Raw genomic sequence first — 26,180 nt, 5'->3', positions numbered from 1 at the left:
GCTCCGGGTACTCGCCGTCGTGCGTGTCGATCACCCGTGCCCCGACCTGAGGCACCCCGCGGCCCACCGGCCCGGGCACGGCGACCCCGACTGGGCCGCGATGCGCCACGTCCTCGTCGTGCGCCCCGACAACGTCGGCGACGTGCTCATGACCGGCCCGGTGTTCCGCGCGCTGCGCGCCGCCGCACCGCACGCGCGCCTGACGCTGCTCGCCTCCCCCGCCGGCGCCGCCGCGGCCGCCCTGCTGCCCGAGGTCGACGACGTCGTCACCGCCTCGGTGTCGTGGCAGCAGCTCGACCTCGTGCCCGGCGCCGACCCGGACGCCGACCTCGTCGCCGACCTCGCCGCCCGCGGCCTCGACGCCGCCGTCGTGCTCACCTCGTTCTCCCAGTCGCCCTGGCCCGCCGCCGAGGTCGCCCGGCGCGCCGGCGTCCCCGTGCGGGTGGGCACGTCCAAGGAGTTCGGCGGCGGCTTGCTGACCCACTGGGTGCCCGCGCCACCGGACGAGGAGCACCAGGTCGACCGCATGCTCGGCACCCTCGCCGCCGTGGGCGTGCCGTCGCGGGGCCACACGCTGCACGCCCGCGTCCCCGACGACGCGTACGTGCCCACCGCGCTCGCCGGCACCCGCTACGCCGTCGTGGCCCCCGGCGCGAGCTGCCCGTCGCGGCGCTGGCCCGCCGAGCGGTTCGCCGCCGTCGCCCGCACCCTCGCGGCCGACGGGCTGGTCGTCGCGGTGACCGGTACCGAGCGCGAGGCCGACCTCGTCCATGCCGTCGCCGGTGACGTCGGCGTGCCGCTCGCGGGCGGGCTCGGTCTCGGCGACCTGGCCGCGGTGCTCGCGGACGCCGAGGTGGTCGTCGCCAACAACTCCGGCGGTGTGCACCTCGCCGACGCCGTCGGCGCGCCCGTCGTCGAGCTGTTCGCCGGCACCGAGACCGTCGGCCAGTACGCGCCGCGCTCCACCCGCGCCGAGGTGCTCACCCGGCCCGTGTCCTGCGCGCCCTGCCGCCAGCTCGCGTGCCCGTTCGCCCAGGAGTGCCTGGACATCGGGCCCGACGAGGTCGTCGCCGCGGCCCGGCGCCTGCGGGCGCTCGCATTCGGTTGATGGTCGAGCACACCGACGACGGGCGATACATCGTCGTCGACGGGCGCCGCTGGCGCGCCGCCGACCCGCGGATCCCCGCCGACGACGCCGCGGTCCTGCGGCGCTGGCTCATGGCCGCCCGCCGCGACGTGGGCGCCGCGACCCGCGCCGGCGACCGTGCGGGAGAGTCGTCGGCGCGATCGCGGGTACAGGCGGCCAAGACCGCCCTGGGTGAGCGAGGCCCGGCGTGGTGGGAGCAGACCGAGGACGAGCGCCGAGCGCGCTGGACCGAGGGCCTGCACCGCGCCGCGCAGGAGGGCTTCGGCTCCGCCTCGTGAGCGGATCTCCGTGCCGGGGCACGGACACGCGCGCACAAGACCGAAGGTCGAACGGAAGGAAGCATCTGATGACGACACCGCCGATCCAGGGTGACGAGAACCCCCACGACCCGAACCCGTCGAACTCGAGCCAGACCCTCGCCGCGTTCAGCGGGCAGGTGCAGCGTCGCCTCGGGCTCGAGCAGCCCTCGGAGGCCGAGGTGCTGGTCCGCAGCACGCTCAACGAGCTCGGCAAGACGATCAGCAGCGGCCTCGCGCAGGAGCTCACGGTCAGCTTGCCGCCGGAACTGTCCGCGGAGCTGCGTGCCCAGCGCCCGAAGGACGACGCCGCCCGCCCGGTCGGCAAGGACGCGTTCGTCGACGCGGTCAGCGGCCACGTCGCGTCGGTCGACGCCGACGAGGTCGAGCGCCAGGTCGAGCAGGTCCTGCGGCTGCTGCGCGAGTGGCTGCCCTCCGACCAGGTCGACCGCACCCTCGAGCAGCTCCCCGGCGAGCTGGTCGCCCTCATGCGCTGACGAGCGTGGGTGGCGGGTCCTGCGCCGGGCGTGGGACCCGCCGCCCTGAGGTCCGCGCTCCGGAGTGCGAGCAATGCGGCGTTGCTGCTACGCAACGCCAGGGAAAGGCGCATCGATCACCGTCGGCGGTCGGCGCGGCCGGTGATCGGCGCGGCCGGTGATCGGCGCGGCCGGTGACCGGCGCGGCCGGTGATCGGCGGAAGTGTGCGGGGGCAGGCTTCGAGAGCACGTTGGCGCACACTTCCGCCGATCACGACCACGACCGTGGCGCTCGTAGATCAGGAGCACGACCCGCGCGCGGCGCCGTCGTCCACCGCACGAACCCGGAGATCACGGCCGCGCCTCCGAGCCCGGACGCCGACCAGGACGACCGGCCGAAACGCCCGTCTCGCCCCGCGTGGACGAGAACCCCCCGCCCGGACAGGCGCGATGGTCAGTTCAGCCCTCGACGCTGCGCGACACCCGGGGCGACGCGCCGCCGTCGCCGCTCGTCGACGGGTCGGCGGGCTCACTCGGCTCCGGTTCCGCCGGCGTCGATCCCCCGCGTGTCGGCGTGACGGGTGCCGGCGCCACCGGCTGCGGGGTGACCGTCCGCGCCGTCGCGCGGGTCGTGCGCCGGGTCGTCTCCTCGACGGCGCTGCGCCGCGGCATCCGGGTCGTGGTCCGGGTCGTGGTCCGGGTCGTCGTCGGCGAGGTCACCTCCGGGGCCTCCGTCGTGGGCGTCACGAGCGTCGGCGGCGGACCGAGCACGGGCACGGGAACCGGCGGCGGGACCGCGAGCGTCGCCGGCGCCCCGACCAGCGCCGCGGGCGCCACGCCGGTGGCCACGCCCACGCCCGCGACGCCCAGGACCGCCGTCGACACCCCGAGCGTCGCGCGGGCGAGCACGCCCGGCCGGCGGCGCCGCCGGCGCAGCACGGTCGTGAGGCCGGCGTCCGTGGGCGCGTCGTCGGGAGTAGCCATGACGGACCAACGAGGGCACCCAGTCCGGGGGTCACGCCGTGATCAGGAGCCACCCTCCGTCGCGACCGGCGCCCGGACGGCCTACGGCAGCGGCGACCAGTGCACCACCTTGGTGGTCGTCATCTCGTCGAGGAGCTCCGGCCCGTAGCCGAAGCCCGATCCCGAGCGCCCGCGCGGCTCGGCGGCCCCGCCCGGCGCGCCCCCGAACACCGCGTTGATCTTCACGGTGCCGACGGGCAGCTCCCGCCACGCCTGCTGGGCGTGCGCCATGCGACCGGTCAGCACCGTGGCGGCGAGGCCGTGCGGGTCGTCGATCGCCTCGGCCAGGCCCTGGGCGAAGTCCTCCACGACGCGCACCGGGGCGACCGGACCGAACGTCTCCTCGCGCAGGATCGCCATCGCCGGGCTCAGGCCCGAGAGCACGGTGGCCGGGTAGAACGCGCCCTCGCCCTCGGGCACGTAGCCGCCGGCGTGCACCCGCGCGCCGTCGGAGACCGCGGCGGCGACGTGGGCGTGGACGTGGTCGCGGTGGCGGCGGTCGACCAGCGGGCCGAGCGCCTTCTCCCCCGGTCCCGGCCGGTAGACCCAGCGGGCGGCCTCCTCGGCCAGCGCGTCGAGGAACGGCTCGGCGACGCCCGCCGCGACGTAGATGCGCTCGACCGACACGCACACCTGGCCGCCGTTGGCGTACGAGCCCAGCGCGGCCTGCTCGGCGGCCCAGCGCGGGTCGACGTCGTCGTCGACGACCAGCGGGTCGTTGCCGCCGTTCTCGAGCAGGACGTGCGCCCCGGTGCCCGCGGCGGCCTGGGCGATCGCGCGGCCGGCGACGATCGAGCCGACATGGGCGACGAGGTCGACGTCCGCGTGCCCGGCCAGCGCCGCGCCGGTGGGGCCCGCGCCGTCGACGATCTCGAGCACGCCGTCGGGCAGGAACGACGCGACGAGCTCGGCGAAGCGCCGCCCGAGGTGCGGGCAGCGCTCGCTGGGCTTGTGCACGACGGTGTTGCCGGTGACCAGGGCCGCCCCGGATAGCCCGGCGGCGACGGCGACCGGGTCGTTCCACGGGGTGATGACCGCGGCCACCCCGCGCGGCTCGGGGACCATGAGGTCGGTGGCACCCCAGTTGCCCTGCAGCGAGCGCCCGCGGTGCACCGGGCCCAGCTCGGCGTACTGCTCGAGGGTCCCGGCGGCGGCGAGCACCCCGCCCAGGCCGTCGTCGTAGGGCCGGCCGGTCTCGGTCTCGTTGAGGCGGGCGAGCTCCTCGGCGACGGCGCGCAGCGCCCCCGCGGCGTCGCGGACGAGCCCGGCGCGGTCACCGGGGGACGTGCGGGCCCAGCCGTCGCGGGCGGTGCGGGCGCGGGCGACCGCGGCGTCGACCTCGTCGGGGCCGGCGGGGTGGACGCGGCCCACGAGCTCGCCGGTGGCCGGGTCGTGGACCTCGATGGCGGTCTGGCTGTCGGTCGGAGTGCTCACGTGTCGCGGGGTTCCACCGGAGCGCCCGTGGTACGCCTGCTCGTGATCGGCACCGAGGTGGGGAGGACTGCGTGGGTGGAGTGCTCGGGGGCACGACCGCCGTGGTGACGGGGGCGCTCGATGGTCCCGCCCTCTCCATGGTCACCCGGCCGCGGCGCGCGGCGGTGAACGAGATGCTCGTGCGCCCCACCGAGCAGGTGCGCTGACGCGCCCGTGAGCACGTAGGAGTGCTGGAAGCACTTCTTCGTGCTCATGTGCGCGGAGCGCACCCGGCGGGCCGGTACCGTCGGGTCGCGGTACCGGTGGGAGAAGAAGGCATGTCTCTGGACCGTCTGGACGACCCCGACCACCCGGCCTTCGGCATGGGCCAGGCCGTCGACCTGCTCGGGGTCACCCCGGCGTACCTGCGCAACCTCGACGCCGCCGGGCTGGTCAGCCCGGCACGTTCCGAGGGCGGGCACCGGCGGTGGTCGCGCGCGCAGCTCGACCGGATCGTCGCCCTGCGGGAGCTGACCGAGCACGGTCACACCCTCGCCAGCGCCGCGGCGATCCTCGACCTCCGTGCCGACCTCGCCGACGAGCGCGCCCGTCACGCCGCGACCACCGAGGAGCGCGACCGGGCTCGCCGGGAACGGGACACCGCGCGCGACGAACGCGACGTCGCGCGCCGCGAGCTCGGCTCCACGCGCGGGGAGGAACCTCAGGGTTGACCTGAGGAAAACCTCTCCCTAGAGTTGCAGGTATCTCGCGGTTGGTTGGAGAGGCGCCGAGGCGCTCTCAGGGTTGACCGGAGGAGGTGTTCGTCGTGGCCGTCGACCGTCGCCGCCCGAGGACGCGGTCGCCCCCGCCGCACGTCGACGACGACCGTCTCGACGAGGAGGTGATGTCGAGCGCGATACCGACTCCTGACCGACAGCACGGTGATCGATGACCCTCCCCGGCGGGAGCCGGGCCGACCGGACGACCGACGCACGGCCGTACGCCGCATCCACCCTCGACACGGGTCGCTCCGGCCACCGGCCCCGGCTTCCGCCGGGCGCGGTCTCGTCACCGTGGCACGCGGGAGCCGGACCGACGGTGTGCTGCGGAGGCGAGGGAGGCGCGATCGTGGGGCTGAGCCGGGTGTGGATCCAGACCCTGGACGACGGGCTGGTGCGTGCCGACCACGTCGTCGAGGTCCTCGCCCACCAGACCGCGGCGTTCTCCGGGAAGCCCGCCCGCTGGCTGCTCGACGTCGTGACGTCGGCCAGCCAGGGTGCCGGCACGGCCGCGGCGTGGAACCTCGGGGCCTCGCACCGCACACTGCTGCAGACCGCCGACGAGCCCCGCGGCGCGGCGCACCGCCTCGCCCGGATGCTCTGGGAACTGGACACGAAGGACGCCGCCGGGGTCGTCACCGTCCGGCGCACCACCGACGGCGTGGACATGGACTTCGAGGCCTTCACCTGAGCACGACCGGCCGGTCGGGCTCGGTCGGGGCTCAGAGCTGGTCGCCCACCGCGAGCACCAGCACGAACGAGATGACGTTGAACGTGGCGTGGGAGGCCACGGCCGGCCAGATCGAGCCGGTGCGCTCGTAGAGCACGGCGTTGACGACACCGAGCAGGAACGCGGCGGCGAAGACGACGTTGAGCCCGTGCGCCAGGGCGAACACCGCCGCGCTGAGCACCACGGCGACGACGCGGCCGAGGCGGCGCAGGACGGGGTAGGCCAGCCCGCGGAAGAGCAGCTCCTCACCCAGCGGGACGACGAGGCCGCCGATCGCGACGACCAGCGCCGCGGCGACCGGTCCGCTGAACAGCGTCAGCGCGGCCTGGGGGTCGGAGGTGTCGCCGGTGACGGCGACGTAGACGACGATGAGGACGCGGGAGAGCAGCCAGACCACGAGGCCGATCCCGAGACCGGTCGCCAGGTGACGCGCCGTGGGGCGCACGAGCCCCACCGCGGCGGCCGAGCGCACGCGCAGGGACAGCGCGATCGCGACCGCGCCGAGGGCCGAGGCCCCCGAGACCGCGACCAGCAACGGAGCCGGCGGCATGCCCTCCGACAGCAGCCCGATCGGCACGAACAGGCCGATCTGGAGGACGACGTAGGCGAGGGCGGCGACGACGAGCTCGAGCCAGCCCGGCGCAGGACGGGGCGGCGTCACCGGCCCGGTGACGGGTTCGGCGGGACCGGCCGGCTCCAGCGCGGGGTCAGTCACCCCGGGCCTTGCGGGTCTCCCTGTCGTTGGCCTTCTGCACGGCCTCCGCGAGGTCGTCCTTGTCCATCTTCGAGCGACCCTCCACGCCGAGCTCCTTCGCCCGCTCGTAGAGGTGCTCCTTGCTGGCTCCCGCGTCGACCCCGCCGCCGGTCTCCCCGCCGGGGTTCGCGCCGCCGCTCTCGGCGCGGGAGTCGGAGGGGCCGTACTCCTCCTTCTGCTCCCAGTGGTCGCCGACCTTCTCGTGCGTGTGCTTGAGCGCCGCGTAGGCCGTGCGACTGGCGCGTTCGCCCTTGCCGTAGGTGTCCTCCGCGGACTCCTTCGCCTTCGCGTAGGTCTCGCGGGCACTCTCCGGCGAGCGCTGCAGCGTCGACGGCAGGTCCTCGAACTTCTCGGGCATACCCGCGAGGTACCCCGTCAGCCCCGCACGCCCACCTCCAGCTCGGCCACGCTCTGGACCACCTGGTTGGGCCGGTAGGGGTAGCGATCCATCTCGCTGGGGTCCGTGATGCCCGAGAGCACGAGGATGGTGTGCAGCCCGGCCTCCATGCCCGCGACCATGTCGGTGTCCATCCGATCGCCGATCATCGCCGTGGTCTCGGAGTGGGCACCGATGGTGTTGAGCCCGGCACGGATCATCAACGGGTTCGGCTTGCCCACGAAGTACGGGTCACGCTTCGTCGCGTGGGTGATCAACGCGGCGACCGATCCGGTGGCCGGCAACGTGCCCTCCGGGGACGGGCCCGTGGCGTCGGGGTTGGTGACGATGTAGCGCGCGCCGCCCTGGATGAGGCGGATGGCCCGGGTGATGGCCTCGAAGGAGTACGTCCGGGTCTCGCCGATGACGACGTAGTCGGGGTCGCGGTCGGTGAGGATGTAGCCGATGTCGTGCAGCGCGGTGGTGAGCCCCGCCTCGCCCACGACGAAGGCACTGCCGCCCGGGCGCTGGTCGTCGAGGAACTGCGCGGTGGCCAGCGCGGAGGTCCACAGGTTCTCGGCGGGCACGTCGATGCCGCTCGCGTGCAGGCGGGCCTGCAGGTCGCGCGGGGTGTAGATCGGGTTGTTGGTCAGGACGAGGAACGTCTTGCCCGCGTCGTGCAGGCGACGCAGGAACTCGTCCGCACCCGGCAGGGCGTTCTGCTCGTGGACGAGCACCCCGTCCATGTCGATGAGGTACGACTCGAGGTCGGGCAGGTCGGTCACGCCGCCTCCAGGTGGGTGTGGAAGAACCCCAGGATGCGCCTCCAGGCGTCCTCGGCGCTCGGACGGTGGAACCCGGCGCCGGCGAAGCGCACCAGCAGGCCGTTGGCCGGGAAGTGCTCGAAGAAGCTGTGCCCGGCGTCGGGATAGGTCTTCACGTCGTGGTCCACGCCCATGCTCGTCAGCGCGGCCTCGAGGCGTGCCGGATGGTCGCGGAGCATCGTGTCCCGTCCGCCGAAGCTCGCGACCACCGGGCAGATGCCGGACAGGTCGGCCTCGGCGTCCGCCGGGACCATCCCGTAGTTCGGGGCCGCCGCCGCGTAGTCGTGGCGGGCGGCGGACAGCAGCGCGAAGGTGCCGCCCTGGCAGAACCCGATGATGCCGATCCGCCCGGTGCAGTCGTCCCGGCCCGCGAGCCACGTCCGGGCCGCCTCGATGTCGTCGAACACCGGGCCCCGACCGGAGCGCATGGCCCGCAGGGTGGCGGCCACACACCGCGGCCCGCCACCGCGCGCGGTGTAGACGGCCGGGGCGACGGCCAGGTAGCCGGCGGCCGCGAGCCGGTCGGCGTGGTCCTTGATGTTCTCCCCCACCCCGAAGGCGTCCTGGAGGACGACGACGCCGGGGAACGGGCCGTCGCCGACGGGGGGCTCGGCGAGGTAGGCGGACTGGTGGCTGCCCGCCGAGGCGGGGATGTGCAGGTCGGGCACGGGCTCACCCTCGGAGGTTCTCGACCGCTGTTGGCGGGCCGAGCCTGGCAGCACCGCCGGGGCCGTGCGACGCGGGAGGGTCAGCGGCCCACCCCGACGCCGGGTGGGCGCCGGTCCGACCGACGTGACCGATCCCGCGGGTGGGGGCGTCGTGCGCGGGTACGCCCTGTCGTATGGACATCCAGTACACCGCCGAGGCCACGTCCTCGGGTGACGCCCGCAACGGTCACGTCCGCAGCTCGGACGGCGTCATCGACCAGGACATGACGATGCCCAAGGAGATGGGCGGCCCCGGTGGCGGCACGAATCCCGAGCAGCTCTTCGCCGCCGGGTACGCCGCCTGCTTCCACCAGGCGCTCAAGCTCGCCGCGGGGCAGGCCGACCTCGACATCGACTCCTCGACCGTGGAGGCCCGCGTCGGGATCGGCCCGGACGCCGAGAGCTTCGGGCTGAAGGTCTGGCTCACGGCCACGGTCCCGGGCGCCGACCAGCAGCAGGCCGACCGGCTCGTGGCCCGCGCGCACGAGCTCTGCCCGTACTCCAAGGCCACCCGCGGGAACATCGAGGTCAACCTCAGCGCCGCGGTGTGAGGGGTGTGAGCGTCGGCGTGCCCGTGGGCGAAGCTCCACGGGTGCGCCTCCCCCTCAGCCTGCGCCTCGTGGGTGCGCTGCGCCGCCGGCTCGGCGGCTCGGTCGCCCACCTCGATCCGGCCGACGTCCCCGCCGCCCGGGCCGCCGTGCTGCGCCTGCAGCACGGCCCGCTGGCCCGGGCGGTGATGGGGAGCCCGCCGCGCGAGGTCGTCGTCGAGGACGCCCGGCTGCCCACGGCGGCCGTGCCCGACGGGCTCGCGGTGCGCGTGTACCGCCCGCCGTCGACGGACGCGCCCGCCCCCGTCGTCGTGAACTTCCACGGCGGCGGGTTCGTGCAGGGCGACCTCGACCAGTCCGAGTGGTTCTGCGCGCACGTCGCGCGCGAGGCCGGCGCGGTCGTGGTGTCCGTGGACTACCGGCTGGCGCCCGAGCACCCGTTCCCGGTGCCGGCGCAGGACGGCTACGACGCGGTCGCCGCGCTGGCCGCCGACCCCGGCGGCTGGGGCATCGACGCCGGGCGCATCGCGGTGATGGGCGACAGCGCGGGCGGCAACATCGCGACCGTCGTGTGCCTGATGGCCCGTGACCGACGGCGCGAGGGGCAGGACGGGCCGCGCATCGCCGCCCAGGTGCTCGTCTACCCGGGCGTCGAGATGGTCGACGTCCTGCCCTCGGAGCGGACGATCCCCGTCGCGCCGATCCTCTCGGCCGCCGACATCCGCGGCTTCCACGCGCTCTACCTCGCCGGCGCCGACGGCACCGCGCCCTACGCCTCGCCGTTGCGCGCCGACCTCCGCGAGCTGCCGCCCGCGCTGGTGCAGACCGCCGAGCACGACCCGCTGCGCGACCACGGCGAGCGTTACGTGACGGCGCTGGCCGGCGCCGGCGTGGCCGTGCGCCACACCCGCTACCTCGGCGCCGCCCACGGCTACGTCGCCACCGGCGGGCTCACCCCCCGCACCTCGCTGCAGGCCGTCGCCGAGGCGGGCGCGTTCCTCCGGACCCACATGTGAGCGGACTTCCCGGCTGCAGCCGGGAAGTCCGCTCACGTGGGAGGGCGGCGCGGGGGCGGGGTTACCGTGGAGGCCCGTGACACCCGAGCCCGCCGCCGCGCCCCGCGCCGTGCTGCTCGGCGTGTCCGCGGCCGTGCTCGGGGTCGCCGCCCACGGCGAGGCGGGCGGGGCGGTCGCCGCCACCGCCCCGGCCACGGTCGTCGCCGTCCTCGTCGTCCTGGCGACGGCGCTGGTCGGGGCCCGCCCGGGGTCGCCCGGACGCACCGTCGGCGTGCTCGCGGCCGGCCAGCTCGCCCTGCACCTGTCCCTGCCCGCCGGCCACACCGACCACGCCCACCACGGGCCGGCCGCGACGCCGCACGGGCCCGGCATGGTCCTCGCGCACCTCGCGGTCGCCGTCGTCGTGGGCGGGGCGATCGTGCGGGCCGACCGCGCCGCCCGCGAGGCGTTCACGCGCGTCGGCACCGCCTGGCGGTGGTGGCCGGTGCTGCTGGCCGGCGTCACGCCGCCCGCCGGACCCCGTCCGCGCACCGGACGCCCCGGCCCGGCCGCCCCCGGCGCGGCCGCCCGCGCGGCCGTCGGGCACCACCCGCGGCGGGGTCCGCCGTCGACGCGCTGAGCACCCGCGCGTCCGACGACACCCCGCCCCGGAAGGACCCCCATGACCCCGACGTGGACGGCGCGCGCCGTCCCCCGGACCCACCGCCCGCGCAGCCCCCGCGACCCGCTCGGCGTGCTCGCCGCCGGCCTGCTCGCCCTGGTGGCCCTCCTGCTGACCAGCGGGACCGCGTCCGCCCACGACGTCGTCACCGGAAGCGACCCGGCCGACGGCGCCACCCTGGCGAACGCGCCGACCCAGGTGTCGGTGACCTTCGACCAGACCCCCCAGCCCGGCCTCGCCGCCCTCACCGTGGTGGGGCCCGACGGCGCCCACCACGAGCAGGGTCAGGCGACCGTGCAGGGCGAGGTCGTCTCGGTCCCGGTCGGGCCGCTGCCGACCGCGGGCGAGTACGAGATCGGCTACCGCGTCGTCTCCAGCGACGGGCACCCCGTCACCGGATCGATCTCGTTCACGCTGACCAACCCCTCGCCGGGCGCAGCCGTGCCCGCGACCACGCCGGGCACCGCGGGCACGCCCGCCCCCGTCGACCCCCACGCGGGTCACGGCGGGCCCACCGCGCCGCCCTCACCGGCGGCCGCGGCCGACCAGGACACCGACGGCGGCGTGCCGACCTGGGTGTTCGTGGTGATCGCCCTGGTGGTCGTCGCCGGCGCCGTCGCGCTCGTGCTGCGCCGGCGGGCCTGACGGCCGACCCCGGTGGTCGCGGGGCGAGAGGCACCCCCCTCGCGTGTCCCCCGCCCCGCGACCCGGTCAGGGAACGATCTGCACGCGGTCGTTCGGGTCCAGGTGCTCGAAGAAGCGCTCCGCGTCGTCCATCTCGAGCCGCACGCAGCCGGCCGACTGCCGGTCGATGTCGCCCCCGTGGAACGCCCGGCCCTCGTTGTCGAAGAACACCGAGTACGGCATCTCGGCGCCCTCGTACTCGCGGCTGACGTGGTAGCGCTCCTTGCGCTGGATGATGTAGTCGCCGGGCGGCGTCTCGTGGCCCTCGGCACCGTGGCTGTTGGCGACGGGGCCGTGGACGACGTTGCCGTGGCCGTCGAGCAGCCACGCGCGGTTCTCGGAGAGGTCGACGCACGCCTTGATGCGCGCGTCCGTGCAGGGCGTCCCCCCGACCGTGGCCGTGCCGGTGGGCGCCGCCGCCGCGACCCCCGCGAGCTGGATCGCGCCGAGCCCGACGGCGGCCACCGAGACCGCGACCCGCCCCGCCGGCACCCCGCGCTGCGCCCCCCTGCGATGCCTGCCCGCCATTGCCTGCCCCTCGCTCGCGTGCGTCCCGCCCGAGCCCCGGACGGGAGGACCTGGTCGTGTCGACGGCCCGATCCGACGGGCACAACGAGGCAGTGACGAGGGGGTCACGGACCGTTCACGGTGGTCGGACGCACGTCACCTACACCGGTTCGGCGCACAACCGCTGTGGGTCTGGCGGATCGCTCACTCTGTGCGTCGGGCCACCGGATCTCTCACCCGAGCGATTGCGTCGCCCGGACGAAGACCTGGTGGACTTGATCGCTGAACAGGATGAACCGTGCCTCGCGCACCGCACTCTCGGTCTCGCGCACGGTCGTCACCGCGATCCGCGCCGCGTCGCCGAGCGGCCATCCGTACACGCCGGCCGACACCGCGGGGAACGCGACGGTCAGCGCGCCGATCTCGTCGGCCACCCGCAGCGACTCGCGGTAGGCCGAGGCCAGCAGGTGCGAGCGGTCCTCGGACTTCGCGTACACCGGCCCGACGGTGTGGATCACCCAGCGCGCCGGGAGCTCCCCCGCCGTCGTCGCGACGGCCCGCCCCGTCGGGAGCCCGTCGGGCAGGGTGGTGCGGCGCAGCTCGCGGCACGCCTCGAGGATCGCCGGGCCGCCGGCGCGGTGGATCGCGCCGTCGACCCCGCCGCCCCCGAGCAGCGAGGAGTTGGCCGCGTTGACGACGGCGTCGACCGCGGCGGCGGTGATGTCACCGCGGTGCAACGTGATGTCCGGGGTCGCCATGCGCGCGGGGTACCCCGCGCGCGGACCTGACACGATCGCGGGGTGAGCGACACGCAGATCTCGGTCAGCGACATCGTCGACGCGCCGGTCGAGCGGGTCTTCGCCCTGCTCGCCGACCCCGACCGGCATCCCGACCTCGACGGCAGCGGCACGGTGCGGGCGTCGCACACCCACCTCGCGATCACCGAGGTCGGCGACGTCTTCGTCATCGACATGGAGCACCCCGACCGCGGGCGCTACCGGGTGGAGAACCACGTCGTGCGCTACGAGCCCGACCGGGCGCTGGCGTGGGCGCCGGCCAGGCCGGGCGCCGAGCCGTCGGGGCACGTCTGGAGCTGGGAGCTCGAGGCCACCGACGACGACCGCACGCGGGTGACTCACACCCACGACTGGTCGGCGGTCACCGACGAGGCGATCCTGAGCCGCGTCCGCGAGGTCACCGCCGAGCAGATGCGGATGACGATCGGCCGCCTCGCCGAAGCCCTGGCGTGAGGTGCGCTCCGCGCACGTGAGCAGGACGAGGTGCTGGAGCACTTCCTCCTGCTCACGCGCCGAAGGCACCCAGGGCGCGGAAGTCGTCGCCGGGCGGCGCCTCGAGGTCGTGGCGGGTGCCGTCGGGGCCGGTGAAGCCGAGACGCCAGGCGTGCAGGCCCGTGCGCGTGGCCGGGGACTTCGTGAACAGCGGGTCGCCGATCAGCGCGTGGCCGATCCACGCGAGGTGCACGCGGATCTGGTGGCGCCGTCCCGTGAGCGGCGACACCGCCAGCAGGGTGCGTCCGGCGCCCTCGACCTCGGCCTCGGCGAGCCGCTCGAACGTCGTCGTCGAGGGGTAGACGTCCCCGGGCAGCACGGCGTCGTCGGGCACGGCCCAGCGGTCGCCCTCGCGCGTGATCGCCTCGCGGGGCGCGGCGACGCGCACCCGGTTCTTGCGCCCTACCGACAACGGCAGCTCGATCGTCCCGGCCGCGGGCAGGCCCGTCCCGGCGGCGACGGCGAGGTAGGTCTTGGTGACGCTGCGGTCGGCGAACTGGCGGGTCAGCGCGCCGTGCACCTCGAGGCGCCGGGCGAAGAGCACGAGCCCGGACGTCACCTTGTCGATCCGGTGCGCGGGCCACAGGGTCTCGCCGGCGTCGCGGGCCAGGCGCACGAGGTCGGTGTCGTGGCGCTCGCCCATCACCGACCACCCGGCGGGCTTGTCCAGCACCAGCAGGTCGTCGTCGGCGAGCACCTCGCGGCCCGCGCGGATCTCGTCCCAGCGGCTCACGCCTCGTCGAGGCCCAACGCGTCGAGCAGCGTGCGCAGCTTGACCGCGGTCTCGGCGAGCTCGTCGGCGGGCCGCGAGGCGGGCACGATGCCGGCGCCGGCCCACAGGCGCACCCGGTCGCCCTCGACCTCGCCGCAGCGCAGCGCCATCACCCACTCGCCGTCGCCCTGCGCATCGGTCCAGCCCACGGTGCCGGTGTAGAAGCCGCGGTCGAACGGCTCGATCTCGGTGATCGCGGTGTGCGCGGCGGCCCGGGGCACCCCGCAGACCGCCGGCGTCGGGTGCAGGGCGCGCGCCAGGTGCAGCGCCGAGACGTCCGGGTCGGCGACCCGCCCGCGCAGCTCGGTCGACAGGTGCCACAGCGTCGGGGTGGCGACGAGCGACGGCGCGTCGGGCACCTCGAGCCCGTCCACGAGGGGCGCCAGCCGCTCGGCGACGTCGGCGACGACGAGCGCGTGCTCGTGCTGGTCCTTGACCGAGGCGAGCAGGGCCTCGGCGCGCCGCCGGTCCTCGGCGGGCTCCGGCGAGCGGGCGGCCGAGCCGGCGATGGGGTTGGCGACGACGTCGGCGCCCTCGCGGGACACCAGCAGCTCGGGGCTCGCGCCGAGGAGGGTGCGCGGCGTGTCCCCGGGCAGGTCCACGGCGAAGAGGTGGCTGCGGGGATCGCGGTGGGCGAGCTCGCGGACCATCCGCACCGCGTCGACCGGCGCGTCGGCGACGACCTCGAGCCCGCGGGCGAGCACGACCTTCGCCAGCCCGTCGGACGCCATCCGCGCCAGCGCCTCGGCGACCATCGCCTCGTAGCGCTCGGGCGCCGGCACCGACCGCAGCACCCCCGACACCGGTGCGCCGGTGGGCTCGGCGACGAGCACGGTGCCCAGCGGGGCGGCGCGCTCGACCCGCTCGGGGACGACGAGGTGGGCGGGCGCGTCCGGGTCGAAGGGCAGGGCGCCGACGGCGAGGGCGGGCTCCGCGCCCGCCGGACGGCCCGCGTCGACCTCGCGCAGGCAGCGCACGACGGCGTCGGGGTCGGCCGACGACGGGCGGGTGAGCGTGCCCCGGGTGAGCAGCGACCCCCGCGGGCCGGAGAGCCACGAGCCCCGGCCGGGCGCCCAGGACCGGAGCAGGCGCACCGGGTCGGTCGCCGCCGCGCGCGGTGTGTGCGGCGCGGGGCTGGTGCTCGTCACGTCCCGCTCCCGTCGTCGTCGTGCGGACCGGGTGTCGATCCTGGTGGCATGGTGGTCGGAGGTGGTCGGAGGTGGTCCGGGGGGTCGCCCGGCCCCGCACTGTTCACCCTCCGCGCGGCGTGGTGTCCGGTCCAGCGGAGCGGACGTGACGCTCCGCACCGGGCGCGGCTCACGCTACGACGGCGCCGGGGGGGACCACACGACGAGCAGGGAGGCCGCGGACCGTGACGACGGACCAGGTGGAATCGGCACGCCGGCCCCTTCCCCGGTGGCGCGCCGACCTGCGGCTGGGCACGCGCATCGCCGTGATGCGGGCCGGCGGGCTCGCCCTGGCCCTGCGCGGCGACCCCGTCGCCCGGTTGATGCACAGGCCCTGGCGCCTCGACCCCTACCCGACCTACGCCGCGCTGCGCGCGTCCGCGGACGGCGGGCTCGCCCGCAGCCGCACCGGCATCCACGCCGTCGTCACGCACGAGGCCTGCACCGCCGTGCTCCGGGATCGCCGGTTCGGGGTGCGGTTGGCGGACGGGCGGATGCCGTTCGACCCGACCGACGATGCGAGCACCTCGTCCGCACCGGACCCCACCGCCGCGGACACCGCGCTCCTCGAGCCGATCGACCTCTCCCTGCTCTCCCTCGACCCGCCCGACCACACGCGCCTGCGCCGCCTCGCCCAGCCGACGTTCGCGCCACGGCGGCTCGCGCAGTACCGCGACACCGCCCGCGAGGTCACCGACCGGCTGCTCGACGACGCCGCTGACCGGGCCGCGCGTGGAACGTTCGACCTCACCACCGACCTCGCCGCGCCGCTGCCGATCAGCGTCATCGCCGAGCTGCTCGCGATCCCCGACGTCGACGCGCCCCGTTTCGCCCGATGGGGCCGGGCGCTGGGCGCGGCCCTGGACGGTGTGCGTTCGGTGCGCCACGCGCACGCGCTCTCCCGCGCCACGGCCGACCTGCGCGCACTGTTCGGCGACCTGGTCGAGCGGCGCCGCGCCGAACCGGGCGAGGACGTCATCTCCCAGCTCGTGCACGAGCTGGACGAGGGCACGCTGACCCTCGACGAACTGGTCTCGCTCGCGCAGCTGCTGCTCGTCGCGGGCTTCGAGACCACGACCAACCTGATCGGCAACGCCGTCCGCGCCCTGCACGCGACGGGCACCTGGGACGACCTCGTCGCCGACCCGGGCCTGGCGGCCGGCGCCGTCGAGGAGACGCTGCGCTTCGATCCGCCGGTGCAGCTCACGGCACGGTTCGCGCACTCCGACGTGGAGATCGCCGGGCGGCGGCTGCGGCGGGACTCCGGTGTGCTCGTGCTGCTCGCGAGCGCCGGGCGCGACCCGGCGGCGCACGCCGACCCCGACCGCTTCGACCCGCGGCGCGAGCAGTCCACCCCGCACCTGGCCTTCTCCGGGGGTGCGCACTACTGCCTCGGCGCCGCGCTGGCGCGGATGGAGGGCGAGGTGGCGCTGGAGATGCTCGCGCAGCGGATGCCGCGCCTGCGCCCCGCCGGGCGGATCGTGCCCCGCGTCGCGACGGTCCTGCGCGGGCCCGTGCACTTCCCGGTCCGCGCGGGCTGAACCGGCCCCGTCCGACGCCGCGAACGGGTATCTCGTGCGCGTAGACGCAGCAGTTGACGCAGCACGCCGATAGGGCGTTCGTTGCGACAACGGACGACGCCCCGGAGGACCCCGTGCCCGAGCTCCCCTCGATCTCCCACGTCGCGTTGTCGGTGACCGACCTCGCGGCCAGCCAGGCCTGGTACGAGCGGCTGTTCGGTGTCGAGCCGGCGATGACGCTGTCCGACGGGCCGTTCGAACGGAAGGTGTTCGCCCTCGCGGGCGGCCAGCTGTTCGGGCTGACCGCCCACGAGGCCGCGCGCCCCGGCGACCGCTTCGACGTCGTGGCCCCGGGACTCGACCACGTCGGGTTCGCCTGCACCGACCGCGCCGAGGTGGCCGCGTGGCAGACCCACCTCGACCTCATCGGCGTCCCGCACGGCGGTGTCGTCGAGGCCGACTACGGCTGGGCGCTCTCCTTCACCGACCCGGACGGCAACGCGCTGGAGTTCTTCGCGCTCGCGTCCTGATCCCGCCGCGCCCACGCCGGCGCGTGCTCGGGCAGCACGCCGACGCCGACGAGGTAGGCCGGCACCCGCTGCAACGCCGGCACCCGCTGGAGCAGCCGCAGCGGCACCGGCAGCCGCTCGCGGCCGAGCGTCTCCCGACGGCCGAGCACAGCACCGATGACCGCGCGGTGTCCCAGGCGCTGGGCGGTCTGGGTCAGGAGGGTCGGCAGCCACCGTCGCCGCTGCACGCGCGCAGCCGCCCGGTCGACCTGCGCCGGGTCGGGCGGCGCCGCGGCGAGGACCGGACCGAGCACGCGCGCGGCGGCCACGGCGTCCTGCACGGCCAGGTTGATCCCCACGCCGCCGACCGGCGACATGGCGTGCGCGGCGTCGCCGATGCACAGCAGGCCCGGGGCGTACCAGCGGCGCAGCCGGTCGAGGGTGACCCGCAGCAGCTTGACGTCGTCCCACGACGCGAGGCCCTCGACCCGCTCGCCGAGCCACGGGTGCAGGGCGAGCAGGTCGTCGCGCAGGAAGCGGATCGGGCGCTGCCGGTACTCCGCGTCGGCGCCGCGCGGGATGAGGTAGGCGACCTGGTAGTGGTCGCCGCGATCGAGCATCACGACCATCCGGCCGGTGCTCAGGCGGCCCAGCCCGCCGGCCGGGTCCTCCCCCTCGCCGCGCGGCAGCCGGAACCACCACACGTCCATCGGCACGTCGAAGTCGCGCAGCGGCAGGCCACTGCGGGCCCGCACCCGCGAGTCGCGCCCGTCGCAGGCGACGACGAGGTCGGCGGCGAGCTCGTGTTCGTCGCCGCCCTCGCCGCCGGCCCGGTCGCGCCACCGCACCCCGGTGACCCGCCCGTCACGCCGCAGCAGGTCGGTGACCTCGGCGTGCCGGACGAGCGTGAACGTGGGCTCCTCCTCGCCCGCAGCGACGAGCATGTCGAGCAGGTGCCACTGCGGCACCATCGCGACGAACGGGTGCGGCTCCCGCAGTCGCCGCATGTCGGCCACGGTCGCGGCGCCGGCGTCCAGGACCACCCGCGCCGTCTCGATCGGCTTCCACGGCAGATCAGCGAAGCGGTCCCACAGGCCCAGCTCGTCGATCAGCGTCATCGTCGAGACGTGGACGGTGTCGCCCCGGAAGTCGCGGAGGAAGTCGCCGTGCTTCTCGAGCACGGTGACCTCGGCCCCGGCGCGGGCGAGCACGAGCCCCAGGACGATGCCGGCCGGGCCGCCGCCGACGATCGCGCACGTCGTCCGCTGCCTGTCCATCGCGACCACCTCTTCCGCGAACGTTCTTTCGCCATGGAGCATCCTCCCGCCCCGCGATCCCGTCAAGGCGAACGCACATTCGCGTACGGTGGGTCCGTGCCCCGGATCAGCGACGAGCGACGGGCGGCCAACCGGGCGGTGATCCTCGACGCCGCGCGGCGCTGCTTCGCCCGCGACGGCTTCCACCAGACCTCGATGCCCGACCTCGTCGCCGAGGCGGGCATCTCGGCGGGCGCCTTCTACCGGTACTTCGCGAGCAAGGAGGAGATCGTCCGCGAGATCGCGCACGAGACCTTCGTGAACCTCGCCTCCGGGCTCGTCGCCACGCTCGAGCGCCTGGACGCCCCCTCCGTCGCCGACGTCGTCGAGGTCATCACCACCGCGCTCTCGGCCGCGACGTTCACCGCGGACGGCCGGGAGATCGACCTCGACGTCCAGGCCCGGGTGGCCGTCGACGCCTGGGGCGCGGTCCTGCGCGACGAGGGCCTGCGCCGCGAGGCCGGCCAGGGGCTGCGGCGGTTCGACGCCGGGATCGCCGGGGCCCTGGCCCGCGGCCAGGCGGCGGGCCGGGTCTCCGCCGGCCTCGACGTCGCCGACGGCGCGGCCCTCGTGGTGTCACTGCTCCCCGGCCTGATCCTGCGGCGCGCGGCCTTCGGCACCGACGCGTCGGCCGTCGGGCGGGCGGCGGCCGCCCTGCTCGACGCGCCGGCCGCCACGAGAACGGGAGCGCACCGCTCGCGCACCCTCCCTTCGGCCAGTTCTCCGCTGTCGCAGGAGTAGTGCGACAACGAGGTTCCTGCGACACACTGACCCGAGTCACCCGCCCGGGTGGCAGGTGCTCCGCACGCGGGGGTGACTCGTGGAAACGCACACCGGCCTCGTCGCCATGCACATGAGCGACGGCATCGTCAACGCGCCGACGTCGCTGCTCTTCGGGCTGGTCGCCGTGCTCGGCCTGGCCGTCTGCGTCGCCCGCGCCCGCCGCGACCTCGACGACCGCACCGCGCCGATGGCCGGCCTCGTCGCCGCGTTCGTCTTCGCCGTGCAGATGCTGAACTTCCCGGTGCTGCCCGGCGTCAGCGGGCACCTGCTCGGCGGCGCCCTCTGCGCGATCCTCGTCGGGCCCTACGTCGGGGCGCTGTGCGTGTCGATCGTGCTGCTGCTCCAGGCGCTGCTCTTCGCCGACGGCGGGCTCTCCGCGCTCGGCACGAACATCACGAACATGGCGCTGCTCGGCACCTTCGTCGGCTACGGCGTGGCCGTGGCCATGCGCCGGATCGCCACCCGCAGCCGCGGGGGCCTCGTCGTGACGGCCTTCGTCGCGGCCTGGGTGAACACCGTCGTCGCGTCGCTCGGGTTCGTCGTGCAGTACGCGATCGGCGGCGAGGGCCTGGCCCTCGGCACGGTGTTCGGGCTGATGACCGGGTTCCACGCGCTCATCGGCATCGGCGAGGGCCTCATCACCGCGCTCACCGTCGGCGCCGTCGCCGCCGTGCGCCCGGACCTCGTCTACCTCACGCGCACCGCCGCGCCGTCGCTGCAGATCAAGACCCCGGGGGTGCGGTCGTCGTGAAGAAGCTCCCACTGGCCTTCTACGCCGGCTTCCTCGTCGTCGCCCTGCTGCTGGCCGGGGTGGTCTCGTACGCCGCGAGCGGCAGTCCCGACGGCCTCGACGCCGTCACGCAGACCGGGTGCGAGCTCGACGAGTCCGGCGAGCCCGTCGGCGGGCAGTGCATCGCCCGGAACGCCGGCGAGCACGCCACGGGCGGCAGCCCGCTCGCGGACTACGCGGTCGGAGGATCCGAGGGCACCACAGGCGTCGCGGGCGTCATCGGCGTGCTCCTCACCCTGCTCGTGGCCGGGGGCCTGTTCCGGGTGCTGCGCCGGCGCTCGCGCGACGAGGCGCCCACCCAGGTCGAGTAGCCGTGGCCGCGGGTCACGCACACCCCCTCTACCGGGCCGGGGACTCCGCCGTCCACCGGCTCCCCGCCCACGTCAAGATCGTCGTGGCCTTCGTGTTCGTGCTCGCGGTGGTGGCCACGCCGCGCGAGGCGTTCGCGGTGTTCGGGTGCCACCTGCTGCTGCTCGCCGGCGTGTGGGTCGTCGCGCGCATCCCGCCCGGCTGGCTCGCGACGCGGGCGCTCATCGAGGCGCCCTTCGTCGTCCTGGCGGTCCTGCTGCCGTTCTTCGCCGCCGGCCCGCGCGTGGAGTGGTGGGGGATGTCGCTGTCGGTCGACGGGCTGCTCGCCGGCTGGAACATCCTGGTCAAGGGCACGCTCGGCGTGCTCGTGTCCGTGACGCTCGCGGCGACCACCCCGCTGCGCGACCTCGTCTCCGGGCTCTCGCGGCTACGGGTGCCGGCGATGGTCTGCGTGATCGCGACCCTGATGCTGCGCTATCTCGAGGTGATCGTCGCGGAGGCCCGCCGGATGCGCCTCGCGCGGGTCTCGCGGGGCCACGACCCGCGCTTCGTCTGGCAGCTCGGGGCGACGGTGCGCTCGGTGGGCGCGCTGTTCCTGCGCTCCTACGAGCGCGGCGAGCGCGTGCACCTCGCGATGCTCTCCCGCGGCTACACCGGCACCATGCCCGCGTTCACCACCGCGCCGGCATCCACCGCGACGTGGTCGGTGGCCCTGCTGCCCGCGGCCGCGGCGGTGGTGTGCGCGGCGTCGGGATACTGGGTGCGGTGAGCAGTCCGCCCTCCCTCGAGGTCTCGGGCCTCGCGTTCGCCTACCCCGACGGTCACCAGGCGCTGTTCGGCGTGGACCTGCGCATCGAGCGCGGCGAGCGCGTGGCGCTGCTGGGTCCGAACGGGGCGGGCAAGACGACGCTCGTGCTGCACCTCAACGGGGTGCACCGCGCGGGCGCCGGCGAGGTGCGCGTGGGCGGGCTGGAGGTCACCCGCGAGCACGTGCAGGAGATCCGCCGCCGCGTCGGCATCGTCTTCCAGGACCCCGACGACCAGCTGTTCATGCCGACCGTCGGCGACGACGTGGCGTTCGGGCCGGCGAACTTCGGGGTCACCGAGCCGGAGCTCTCGCAGCGGGTGTCCGACGCGCTCGACGCGGTCGGGATGGCCGACCTCGCCGACCGCTCCCCCATGCACCTCTCCGGCGGCCAGCGGCGCCGCGTCGCGCTCGCGACCGTACTGGCGTGCGACCCGGAGATCCTCGTGCTCGACGAGCCGTCGACCCACCTCGACCCGGTCGCCCGCCGCGAGCTCGCCGAGGTGCTGCTCGGGCTCGACCGGACGATGCTCATGGTCACCCACGACCTGCCCTACGCGCTGCAGCTCTGCCCGCGCTCGGTGGTCATCGACGGCGGCGTGGTCGTCGCCGACGCCCCGACCTGGGACATCCTCGCCGACCCCGACCTCCTCGCGGCCCACCGGCTCGAGCTGCCCTTTGGCTTCGCCTTGTGAGTGCCTGTCCGTGCTATAGGACGGGAAAGCACGCACGAGCCCGGAGGGCAAAGTGGACCTCGAGGACTTCCGCCGGCAGGCCGGCGTCGAGCAGGGACTGGTGGTCGTCGCGACGGCCCGGGCCGACGGGTCGATCCAGTCGACGGTGGTCAACGCCGGGGTGATGGACCACCCCGTGACCGGCGTGCCCGTGGTCGCGTTCGTCGCCGGCGGGCCGGTCAAGCTCGGCAATCTCCGGCAGCGGCCCTGGACGGCGGTGACCGTGCGGTCGGGCTGGCGGTGGGTCACCGTCGAGGGCTCGGCCGAGCTCGCCGGCCCGGACGACCCGCTGGCCGGGGTCGACCAGGTACCGGCCCTGCTGCGCGCGGTGTTCACCGCGGCGGGCGGGACCCACGACGACTGGGCGGAGTACGACGCCGTGATGGCCCGCGAGCGGCGCGCGGCGGTGCTCGTGACGCCGGGGCGGGTCTACGGGGTCTGAGATCCCTCGGGGTCCTCGGGCGCACCGGTGAGCATCGACAGCGTCCGCACGACGTGCCCCTCGACGGCGTCGCGGGCCAGGCCGAGCCCGGTCAACGTGCCCTGGCCGTCCTCCTGCTCGAGCAGCGCCAGGAGGAGGTGCTCGGTGCCGACGTAGTTGTGCCCCAGCCGCAGCGCCTGCCGGAACGTCAGCTCGAGGGCCTTCTTGGCCTGGGCGTCGAACGGGATGAGGTCGCCCACCCCCTCGGCCCGCGGCGGCAGGGTGCCCACCAGCGTGCGGCGGACCGCCTCCGGCGACACGTCGAGGGCCTTGATCGTGAGGACCGCGAGCGACTCCGGCTCGTGCAGGAGCCCGAGGGCCAGGTGCGCCGGGCCGATCTCCGCGTTGCCCGCCGACCGCGCCTCCTCCTGCGCGGCGACGACGACGTTGCGGGCGCGCGGCGTGAAGCGGCTGAAGCCCTCCTCGGGGTCGAGGTCACTGCTCGCCCCCTTGGGCACGAAACGCTTCTGGGCGGCCTGCTTGGTGACGCCCATGCGCTTGCCGATCTCGGTCCAGGACGCCCCCGAGCGGCGGGCGCGGTCGACGAAGTGGCCGATGAGGTGGTCGGCGATCTCGTCGAGGTGCTCGGCGGCGAGCACGGCGTCCTGGAGCTGTTCGAGGGCGTCGGAGTGCACCGAGGTGATCGCGTTGATGAGGTCGTCCAGGCGGACGGGGTGCGCGGGGGTCGACATGCGTCCACCGTAGGTTGACGATTCGCGAATCGTCAACCGTAGGTAGACGCTTGCCCCTCCCACGGTGTGAGGCCCTACCGTCCCCGCCATGACACGCGGTCGGACGGTCGGCGAGCTCGCCGAGGCCACCGGCCTGTCCGTGCGGGTACTGCGGCACTGGGACCAGCGAGGGGTCGTCTCGCCGTCCCGCACCCCCGCGGGCCACCGGCTCTACGACGCCGACGACGTCGTGCGCCTGCACCGCGCGATCACCCTGCGGGCGCTGGGCCTGCGGCTCGACCAGGTGGCCGCCCTCCTCGACGGCGCCGATCCCGATCCGGCCGCCACGCTGCGCGCCCACCTGGCGGGCGTCGACGCCGACCTGCGCCGCCGGCAGGTGGTCCGCGACCGCCTCGCCGAGGTCCTCGACCGGCCCGGCGACGACGTCCTGTCCACCGTGATCCGGGAGATGACCATGGTCGGGTCCTACGTCCACGGCTACCACGACACCGAGGCGGCGCGGCTGCGCGACCAGGCCGCGACCCTCGCCGACCTGCTCCACGAGGGCGTGGCGTTCGCCGACGGCGCCCACGTCCTCGAGCCCGGGTGCGGCGTCGGCGCCCAGACCGTCGTGCTGGCCGCCCGCAGCCCGGGCGCACGCTTCACCTCGATCGACCTCGAGCCGGGCCAGGTCGCCGCCGCCCGCGCCCGCGTCGCGGCCGCCGGGCTCGCCGACCGCGTCGACGTGCGCGCCGGTGACGTCCACGCCCCGCCGGTGGCCGCCGGCTCAATCGACGACGTCGTGGTGTTCTTCCTGCTCGAGCACCTCCCCCGGCCCGACGAGGCCCTGCGGGCGCTGCGCCGGGTGCTGCGGCCCGGCGGGACGATCACGGTCGTCGAGGGCGACCACGGCGCCACCGCGTTCCACCCCGACAGCGCCGACGCCCGGGCGGTCATCGCGTGCCAGGAGGTGCTCCAGCGCCACGCCGGGGGCGACGCGGGCATCGGGCGGCGGCTCCACCCGCTGCTCACCGCGGCCGGGTTCGACGACGTCGACGTTGTGCCCCGCACCGCCCACGCCCACGCCGGCCGGCCCGACCTCGCCGACGCCCTCGTGCGTCGGACCTTCACCGCGATGGTCGCCGGGGTCCGCGAACCCGCCCTGGCCGCGGGGCTGATCACCCCCGAGCGCTTCGACGCGGGGGTGCGCGACCTCCTGCGCACCACCGAGCCCGGCGGGACCTTCAGCTACACGTTCTTCCGCGCCACCGGCACGAGGGCGGCGTCGACGACGTCGGTGACGCCGACGAATCCCAGCCGCGCGTAGAGCGCGTTGCTCGTCGGGTTGGCGAGGTCGGTGAACAGCAGGACCTCCTCGGCCCCGCGCGCGAGCGCGAGCCGGGCCGCCGCCGCGGTGACCGTCGCCCCGTGCCCGCGCCCGCGGTGCTCGGGGCGCGTGTAGACCGGCCCGATGCGCGCGGTGGCGAGCGAGGTCGGGCCCACCGCGGCGTAGGCCACCGGCCCGCCGCCGGTCACCGCGACCACGATGCGCCCCTGGTCGACCGCCGCGTCGAGAGCCGGTCGCGGCGGGGGCGGGTCGTCCGGTGTGGCCTCGTCGTGGAACTCCTGCACCCACGACCACAGCAGCTCGCGGTCCGCGTCCCGCGCCGGCCGCGTCGGGGCGGGCGCGCGCGGCGGCCGGAGCGCCGCGAGGCGGTGGAGGCGCTCGGCGACGAGGACGTCGACCGTCGCGTCCCAGGCCCGCGCCAGGTGGTCCACGGTGCCCGCGGGGCCGAGCACGCGCCGCGGCCGCGGCCGCAGCGCCGCCCACGCCGCGGCCGCGTCCACGGGCATCGCCGACACCACGGGCCGGTACGGCGGGGTGTGCACGACCAGCGCGGACGGGCCGGCGCCGTCGTCCCACCACGCCAGCTCCGGCGGGGCGCCGTACACCCCGCCCCCGCGGGAGCGGAGCGTGTCGAGGATCGAGAGAACGAGGGTCGATGCCACCCGGTGCGCCCGCAGATAGGGGTCGGTCGCCCGCCAGAACTCCTCGGCGTCCGCCGTCACCGTCCAGCCCACGCCCACCAGCATGGGGGGCGTCGAGCGGGTCGCGAGGGTGAGGCGGCGGCGTGAAGCCGCCCACGCCGGCCCCGGAGCAGCGTCGCGCGGGACGATGATGGAGGGGGAGACCCGCGACGACGAGGAGGGGCCCGTTGCCCGTCACTCCGCTGCCCACCGAGGGCATCGAGATCGAGGCCGTCCGGCACCTCGCCAACCTCCGGGACGTCGGGGGGATGCCGACGGTCGACGGCGGCCGCACGCGGCCGGGCGTGCTGTGGCGCTCGGACGCGCCGCTGCACGGCGACGCGACGACACGGGGGCCCGGCGGGCTGGACTGGCCGCCCCGCACCGTCGTCGACCTGCGCAACCCCGAGGAGCTCGACGGCCGGCCGCACCCGCTCGTCGACCTCGGCGCCGACCTGCTGCCGTTGCCGCTGATCCAGGCGCTCGCGCCCGGCGTGCTGATGCGGGGCGCGCCGCCCGAGCGGCGGCAGCGCAAGGGTCTCGACGAGCTCTACCTGCTCCTGGTCCGCACCGGCGAGGCGTGGATGCCCCCGCTCGTCCGGGCTGCGGCCCACGGGCCGGGGCCGCTGCTCGTGCACTGCGCCGCCGGCAAGGACCGCACCGGCGTGGCCGTCGCGCTGCTGCTGCGCGCCGCCGGGGTGCCCCGCGACGCCGTCGCGGCCGACTTCGCCGTGACCAACGCCCACCGCGCCCCGCTGCGCGACCGCCTGGCCGCCCAGGGCGCGCTCGACCCGGACACCGACCCGTCCCGCGTCGGCGTCGACCCGGAGCACCTCGAGGCCGTGCTCGACCTGCTCGACGACGACCCGCGGACCCCGCTGCGGGAGGCCGGGGTGCCCGAGCCCGATCTCGACGCGTGGCGGGCTCGGCTGGTCGACGCAGCCTGATCCGGCCGACCGGACGCATCGTCGGCGCACGCTGTGGTGTGCCACAACGCCGCTGTCGTGATCTCTGTGGGCGGGCACAGTGCCCGGCCGCGGGCGCT

The 26,180-nt window shown here is 75.7% G+C and carries 34 protein-coding genes; 21 read left to right on the top strand and 13 right to left on the bottom strand.

The annotated features are described in order from the left end of the window. The first annotated feature begins 19 nt into the window (after positions 1-19). From C8D89_RS04930 to C8D89_RS04920, 3 genes are all read left to right on the top strand, one after another. Positions 20-1,108 (top strand): glycosyltransferase family 9 protein, encoded by a 1,089-nt coding sequence (locus C8D89_RS04930; RefSeq protein WP_207787066.1) that lies wholly within the window; start codon positions 20-22, stop codon positions 1,106-1,108. Next, positions 1,108-1,425: a hypothetical protein gene (locus C8D89_RS04925; protein ID WP_116706999.1), complete on the top strand. Its 318-nt coding sequence runs from the start codon at positions 1,108-1,110 to the stop codon at positions 1,423-1,425. The genes C8D89_RS04930 and C8D89_RS04925 overlap by 1 nt, the downstream gene beginning before the upstream one ends. A 68-nt stretch (positions 1,426-1,493) precedes the next feature. Further along, the gene (locus tag C8D89_RS04920; protein ID WP_116706998.1) at positions 1,494-1,940 is read left to right on the top strand and encodes a DUF2267 domain-containing protein; all 447 of its coding nucleotides are present in this window, start codon (positions 1,494-1,496) and stop codon (positions 1,938-1,940) included. Between the two features lie 438 nt (positions 1,941-2,378). On the opposite strand, the gene C8D89_RS04915 is transcribed toward C8D89_RS04920, so the two are convergent. Next, a complete protein-coding gene (locus tag C8D89_RS04915; RefSeq protein WP_116706997.1) occupies positions 2,379-2,903 on the bottom strand; it encodes a hypothetical protein in 525 nt (174 codons plus the stop codon). Between the two features lie 81 nt (positions 2,904-2,984). After that, entirely contained in the window at positions 2,985-4,376 is a 1,392-nt protein-coding gene (locus C8D89_RS04910; RefSeq protein ID WP_207787065.1) for an aldehyde dehydrogenase family protein, read from the bottom strand. Positions 4,377-4,447: 71 nt separating this feature from the next. Here C8D89_RS04910 and C8D89_RS30690 point away from each other — a divergent pair, with 71 nt between their 5' ends. The 3 genes from C8D89_RS30690 (at position 4,448) to C8D89_RS04900 (ending at position 5,825) form a co-directional block, all read left to right on the top strand. After that, positions 4,448-4,582, top strand: a complete 135-nt coding sequence (locus tag C8D89_RS30690; protein WP_279323353.1) for a hypothetical protein — start codon at positions 4,448-4,450, stop codon at positions 4,580-4,582. Positions 4,583-4,693: 111 nt separating this feature from the next. Further along, positions 4,694-5,086 carry a helix-turn-helix domain-containing protein gene (locus C8D89_RS04905; protein ID WP_116706996.1) on the top strand — a complete coding sequence of 131 codons (393 nt, stop codon included), beginning with the start codon at positions 4,694-4,696 and terminating at the stop codon, positions 5,084-5,086. Between the two features lie 397 nt (positions 5,087-5,483). Beyond that, positions 5,484-5,825: a hypothetical protein gene (locus tag C8D89_RS04900; RefSeq protein ID WP_133251817.1), complete on the top strand. Its 342-nt coding sequence runs from the start codon at positions 5,484-5,486 to the stop codon at positions 5,823-5,825. Positions 5,826-5,856: 31 nt separating this feature from the next. Here C8D89_RS04900 and C8D89_RS04895 read toward each other — a convergent pair whose 3' ends face one another. From C8D89_RS04895 to C8D89_RS04880, 4 genes are read right to left on the bottom strand one after another with little or no spacing between them, the layout of a single operon-like run. After that, positions 5,857-6,579, bottom strand: a complete 723-nt coding sequence (locus C8D89_RS04895; RefSeq protein ID WP_116706994.1) for a CPBP family intramembrane glutamic endopeptidase — start codon at positions 6,577-6,579, stop codon at positions 5,857-5,859. Beyond that, positions 6,572-6,976 carry a ChaB family protein gene (locus C8D89_RS04890; RefSeq protein WP_116706993.1) on the bottom strand — a complete coding sequence of 135 codons (405 nt, stop codon included), beginning with the start codon at positions 6,974-6,976 and terminating at the stop codon, positions 6,572-6,574. The genes C8D89_RS04895 and C8D89_RS04890 overlap by 8 nt, the downstream gene beginning before the upstream one ends. A gap of 17 nt (positions 6,977-6,993) precedes the next feature. After that, a complete protein-coding gene (locus C8D89_RS04885) occupies positions 6,994-7,740 on the bottom strand; it encodes an HAD-IIA family hydrolase (RefSeq protein ID WP_116707329.1) in 747 nt (248 codons plus the stop codon). Positions 7,741-7,775: 35 nt separating this feature from the next. Beyond that, the gene (locus C8D89_RS04880; protein WP_207787064.1) at positions 7,776-8,486 is read right to left on the bottom strand and encodes a dienelactone hydrolase family protein; all 711 of its coding nucleotides are present in this window, start codon (positions 8,484-8,486) and stop codon (positions 7,776-7,778) included. Positions 8,487-8,659: 173 nt separating this feature from the next. Between C8D89_RS04880 and C8D89_RS04875 the strand changes: the two genes are divergently transcribed. The 4 genes from C8D89_RS04875 (at position 8,660) to C8D89_RS04860 (ending at position 11,395) form a co-directional block, all read left to right on the top strand. Next, the gene (locus C8D89_RS04875) at positions 8,660-9,076 is read left to right on the top strand and encodes an organic hydroperoxide resistance protein (RefSeq protein ID WP_116706992.1); all 417 of its coding nucleotides are present in this window, start codon (positions 8,660-8,662) and stop codon (positions 9,074-9,076) included. 41 nt (positions 9,077-9,117) lie between these two features. Next, positions 9,118-10,089, top strand: a complete 972-nt coding sequence (locus C8D89_RS04870) for an alpha/beta hydrolase (protein ID WP_133251816.1) — start codon at positions 9,118-9,120, stop codon at positions 10,087-10,089. Positions 10,090-10,165: 76 nt separating this feature from the next. Next, complete coding sequence (locus C8D89_RS04865) at positions 10,166-10,708, top strand: hypothetical protein (protein WP_116706990.1); 543 nt, start codon at positions 10,166-10,168, stop codon at positions 10,706-10,708. Between the two features lie 42 nt (positions 10,709-10,750). Continuing rightward, the gene (locus C8D89_RS04860) at positions 10,751-11,395 is read left to right on the top strand and encodes a copper resistance CopC family protein (protein WP_116706989.1); all 645 of its coding nucleotides are present in this window, start codon (positions 10,751-10,753) and stop codon (positions 11,393-11,395) included. Between the two features lie 66 nt (positions 11,396-11,461). Here the strand turns inward: C8D89_RS04860 and C8D89_RS04855 are convergent, their stop codons facing one another. Both C8D89_RS04855 and C8D89_RS04850 read right to left on the bottom strand, forming a co-directional pair. After that, on the bottom strand, positions 11,462-11,962 hold the full coding sequence (locus C8D89_RS04855) for a L,D-transpeptidase (RefSeq protein WP_116706988.1): 501 nt from the start codon (positions 11,960-11,962) through the stop codon (positions 11,462-11,464). 212 nt (positions 11,963-12,174) lie between these two features. Then, a complete protein-coding gene (locus C8D89_RS04850; RefSeq protein WP_116706987.1) occupies positions 12,175-12,699 on the bottom strand; it encodes an O-acetyl-ADP-ribose deacetylase in 525 nt (174 codons plus the stop codon). A 42-nt stretch (positions 12,700-12,741) separates the two neighbouring features. Here C8D89_RS04850 and C8D89_RS04845 point away from each other — a divergent pair, with 42 nt between their 5' ends. Continuing rightward, positions 12,742-13,191, top strand: a complete 450-nt coding sequence (locus C8D89_RS04845) for an SRPBCC domain-containing protein (protein WP_116706986.1) — start codon at positions 12,742-12,744, stop codon at positions 13,189-13,191. A gap of 52 nt (positions 13,192-13,243) precedes the next feature. On the opposite strand, the gene C8D89_RS04840 is transcribed toward C8D89_RS04845, so the two are convergent. Beyond that, entirely contained in the window at positions 13,244-13,963 is a 720-nt protein-coding gene (locus tag C8D89_RS04840; protein ID WP_116706985.1) for an RluA family pseudouridine synthase, read from the bottom strand. After that, positions 13,960-15,150 (bottom strand): isochorismate synthase, encoded by a 1,191-nt coding sequence (locus tag C8D89_RS04835; protein ID WP_116706984.1) that lies wholly within the window; start codon positions 15,148-15,150, stop codon positions 13,960-13,962. The genes C8D89_RS04840 and C8D89_RS04835 overlap by 4 nt, the downstream gene beginning before the upstream one ends. 224 nt (positions 15,151-15,374) lie before the next feature. Between C8D89_RS04835 and C8D89_RS04830 the strand changes: the two genes are divergently transcribed. Then, positions 15,375-16,730, top strand: coding sequence for a cytochrome P450 (locus tag C8D89_RS04830; protein WP_243417865.1), 1,356 nt, complete (start codon positions 15,375-15,377; stop codon positions 16,728-16,730). A gap of 113 nt (positions 16,731-16,843) precedes the next feature. Further along, positions 16,844-17,239, top strand: a complete 396-nt coding sequence (locus tag C8D89_RS04825) for a VOC family protein (protein ID WP_165825551.1) — start codon at positions 16,844-16,846, stop codon at positions 17,237-17,239. Here C8D89_RS04825 and C8D89_RS04820 read toward each other — a convergent pair. Then, positions 17,170-18,495 (bottom strand): FAD-dependent oxidoreductase, encoded by a 1,326-nt coding sequence (locus C8D89_RS04820; RefSeq protein ID WP_116707326.1) that lies wholly within the window; start codon positions 18,493-18,495, stop codon positions 17,170-17,172. The genes C8D89_RS04825 and C8D89_RS04820 overlap by 70 nt on opposite strands. A 96-nt stretch (positions 18,496-18,591) precedes the next feature. Between C8D89_RS04820 and C8D89_RS04815 the strand changes: the two genes are divergently transcribed. From C8D89_RS04815 to C8D89_RS04790, 6 genes are all read left to right on the top strand, one after another. After that, positions 18,592-19,275, top strand: a complete 684-nt coding sequence (locus tag C8D89_RS04815) for a TetR/AcrR family transcriptional regulator (protein ID WP_165825550.1) — start codon at positions 18,592-18,594, stop codon at positions 19,273-19,275. Between the two features lie 106 nt (positions 19,276-19,381). Beyond that, a complete protein-coding gene (locus C8D89_RS04810) occupies positions 19,382-20,068 on the top strand; it encodes an energy-coupling factor ABC transporter permease (RefSeq protein WP_116706982.1) in 687 nt (228 codons plus the stop codon). Then, positions 20,065-20,418 carry a PDGLE domain-containing protein gene (locus C8D89_RS04805; protein WP_116706981.1) on the top strand — a complete coding sequence of 118 codons (354 nt, stop codon included), beginning with the start codon at positions 20,065-20,067 and terminating at the stop codon, positions 20,416-20,418. The genes C8D89_RS04810 and C8D89_RS04805 overlap by 4 nt, the downstream gene beginning before the upstream one ends. 2 nt (positions 20,419-20,420) lie before the next feature. Then, positions 20,421-21,185 (top strand): cobalt ECF transporter T component CbiQ, encoded by a 765-nt coding sequence (gene cbiQ / locus C8D89_RS04800; protein WP_116706980.1) that lies wholly within the window; start codon positions 20,421-20,423, stop codon positions 21,183-21,185. Then, the gene (locus tag C8D89_RS04795; protein ID WP_116706979.1) at positions 21,182-21,916 is read left to right on the top strand and encodes an energy-coupling factor ABC transporter ATP-binding protein; all 735 of its coding nucleotides are present in this window, start codon (positions 21,182-21,184) and stop codon (positions 21,914-21,916) included. The genes cbiQ and C8D89_RS04795 overlap by 4 nt, the downstream gene beginning before the upstream one ends. 52 nt (positions 21,917-21,968) lie before the next feature. Further along, positions 21,969-22,397, top strand: coding sequence for a TIGR03618 family F420-dependent PPOX class oxidoreductase (locus tag C8D89_RS04790; protein ID WP_116706978.1), 429 nt, complete (start codon positions 21,969-21,971; stop codon positions 22,395-22,397). Here C8D89_RS04790 and C8D89_RS04785 read toward each other — a convergent pair. Continuing rightward, positions 22,385-23,128, bottom strand: coding sequence for a Clp protease N-terminal domain-containing protein (locus C8D89_RS04785; protein WP_116706977.1), 744 nt, complete (start codon positions 23,126-23,128; stop codon positions 22,385-22,387). The genes C8D89_RS04790 and C8D89_RS04785 overlap by 13 nt on opposite strands. 88 nt (positions 23,129-23,216) lie before the next feature. Between C8D89_RS04785 and C8D89_RS04780 the strand changes: the two genes are divergently transcribed. Then, positions 23,217-24,434, top strand: coding sequence for a methyltransferase domain-containing protein (locus C8D89_RS04780; RefSeq protein WP_116706976.1), 1,218 nt, complete (start codon positions 23,217-23,219; stop codon positions 24,432-24,434). Here the strand turns inward: C8D89_RS04780 and C8D89_RS04775 are convergent. Next, on the bottom strand, positions 24,356-25,189 hold the full coding sequence (locus C8D89_RS04775; RefSeq protein ID WP_165825549.1) for a GNAT family N-acetyltransferase: 834 nt from the start codon (positions 25,187-25,189) through the stop codon (positions 24,356-24,358). The genes C8D89_RS04780 and C8D89_RS04775 overlap by 79 nt on opposite strands. A 134-nt stretch (positions 25,190-25,323) precedes the next feature. On the opposite strand from C8D89_RS04775, the gene C8D89_RS04770 reads away from it, so the two are divergent. Further along, positions 25,324-26,082 (top strand): tyrosine-protein phosphatase, encoded by a 759-nt coding sequence (locus tag C8D89_RS04770; RefSeq protein WP_116706974.1) that lies wholly within the window; start codon positions 25,324-25,326, stop codon positions 26,080-26,082. The last annotated feature ends 98 nt before the right edge of the window (positions 26,083-26,180 follow it).

The organism is Actinomycetospora cinnamomea (assembly GCF_003096675.1).
In the GTDB taxonomy this organism is placed as follows: Bacteria; Actinomycetota; Actinomycetes; order Mycobacteriales; family Pseudonocardiaceae; genus Actinomycetospora; species Actinomycetospora cinnamomea.
Note: the sequence above shows the minus strand (reverse complement) of the source record. Positions and strands in the feature narration are given on the sequence as shown.

Excerpts from the sequence above, each read along its gene's own strand:
- C8D89_RS04925 (WP_116706999.1), top strand. The coding sequence starts at position 1,108 with ATGGTCGAGCACACCGACGACGGGCGATACATCGTCGTCGACGGGCGC.
- C8D89_RS04920 (WP_116706998.1), top strand. The coding sequence starts at position 1,494 with ATGACGACACCGCCGATCCAGGGTGACGAGAACCCCCACGACCCGAAC.
- C8D89_RS04915 (WP_116706997.1), bottom strand. The coding sequence starts at position 2,903 with ATGGCTACTCCCGACGACGCGCCCACGGACGCCGGCCTCACGACCGTG.
- C8D89_RS04905 (WP_116706996.1), top strand. The coding sequence starts at position 4,694 with ATGTCTCTGGACCGTCTGGACGACCCCGACCACCCGGCCTTCGGCATG.
- C8D89_RS04890 (WP_116706993.1), bottom strand. The coding sequence starts at position 6,976 with ATGCCCGAGAAGTTCGAGGACCTGCCGTCGACGCTGCAGCGCTCGCCG.
- C8D89_RS04885 (WP_116707329.1), bottom strand. The coding sequence starts at position 7,740 with ATGGACGGGGTGCTCGTCCACGAGCAGAACGCCCTGCCGGGTGCGGAC.
- C8D89_RS04875 (WP_116706992.1), top strand. The coding sequence starts at position 8,660 with ATGGACATCCAGTACACCGCCGAGGCCACGTCCTCGGGTGACGCCCGC.
- C8D89_RS04860 (WP_116706989.1), top strand. The coding sequence starts at position 10,751 with ATGACCCCGACGTGGACGGCGCGCGCCGTCCCCCGGACCCACCGCCCG.
- C8D89_RS04855 (WP_116706988.1), bottom strand. The coding sequence starts at position 11,962 with ATGGCGGGCAGGCATCGCAGGGGGGCGCAGCGCGGGGTGCCGGCGGGG.
- C8D89_RS04850 (WP_116706987.1), bottom strand. The coding sequence starts at position 12,699 with ATGGCGACCCCGGACATCACGTTGCACCGCGGTGACATCACCGCCGCC.
- C8D89_RS04820 (WP_116707326.1), bottom strand. The coding sequence starts at position 18,495 with ATGGACAGGCAGCGGACGACGTGCGCGATCGTCGGCGGCGGCCCGGCC.
- C8D89_RS04810 (WP_116706982.1), top strand. The coding sequence starts at position 19,382 with ATGCACATGAGCGACGGCATCGTCAACGCGCCGACGTCGCTGCTCTTC.
- C8D89_RS04785 (WP_116706977.1), bottom strand. The coding sequence starts at position 23,128 with ATGTCGACCCCCGCGCACCCCGTCCGCCTGGACGACCTCATCAACGCG.
- C8D89_RS04780 (WP_116706976.1), top strand. The coding sequence starts at position 23,217 with ATGACACGCGGTCGGACGGTCGGCGAGCTCGCCGAGGCCACCGGCCTG.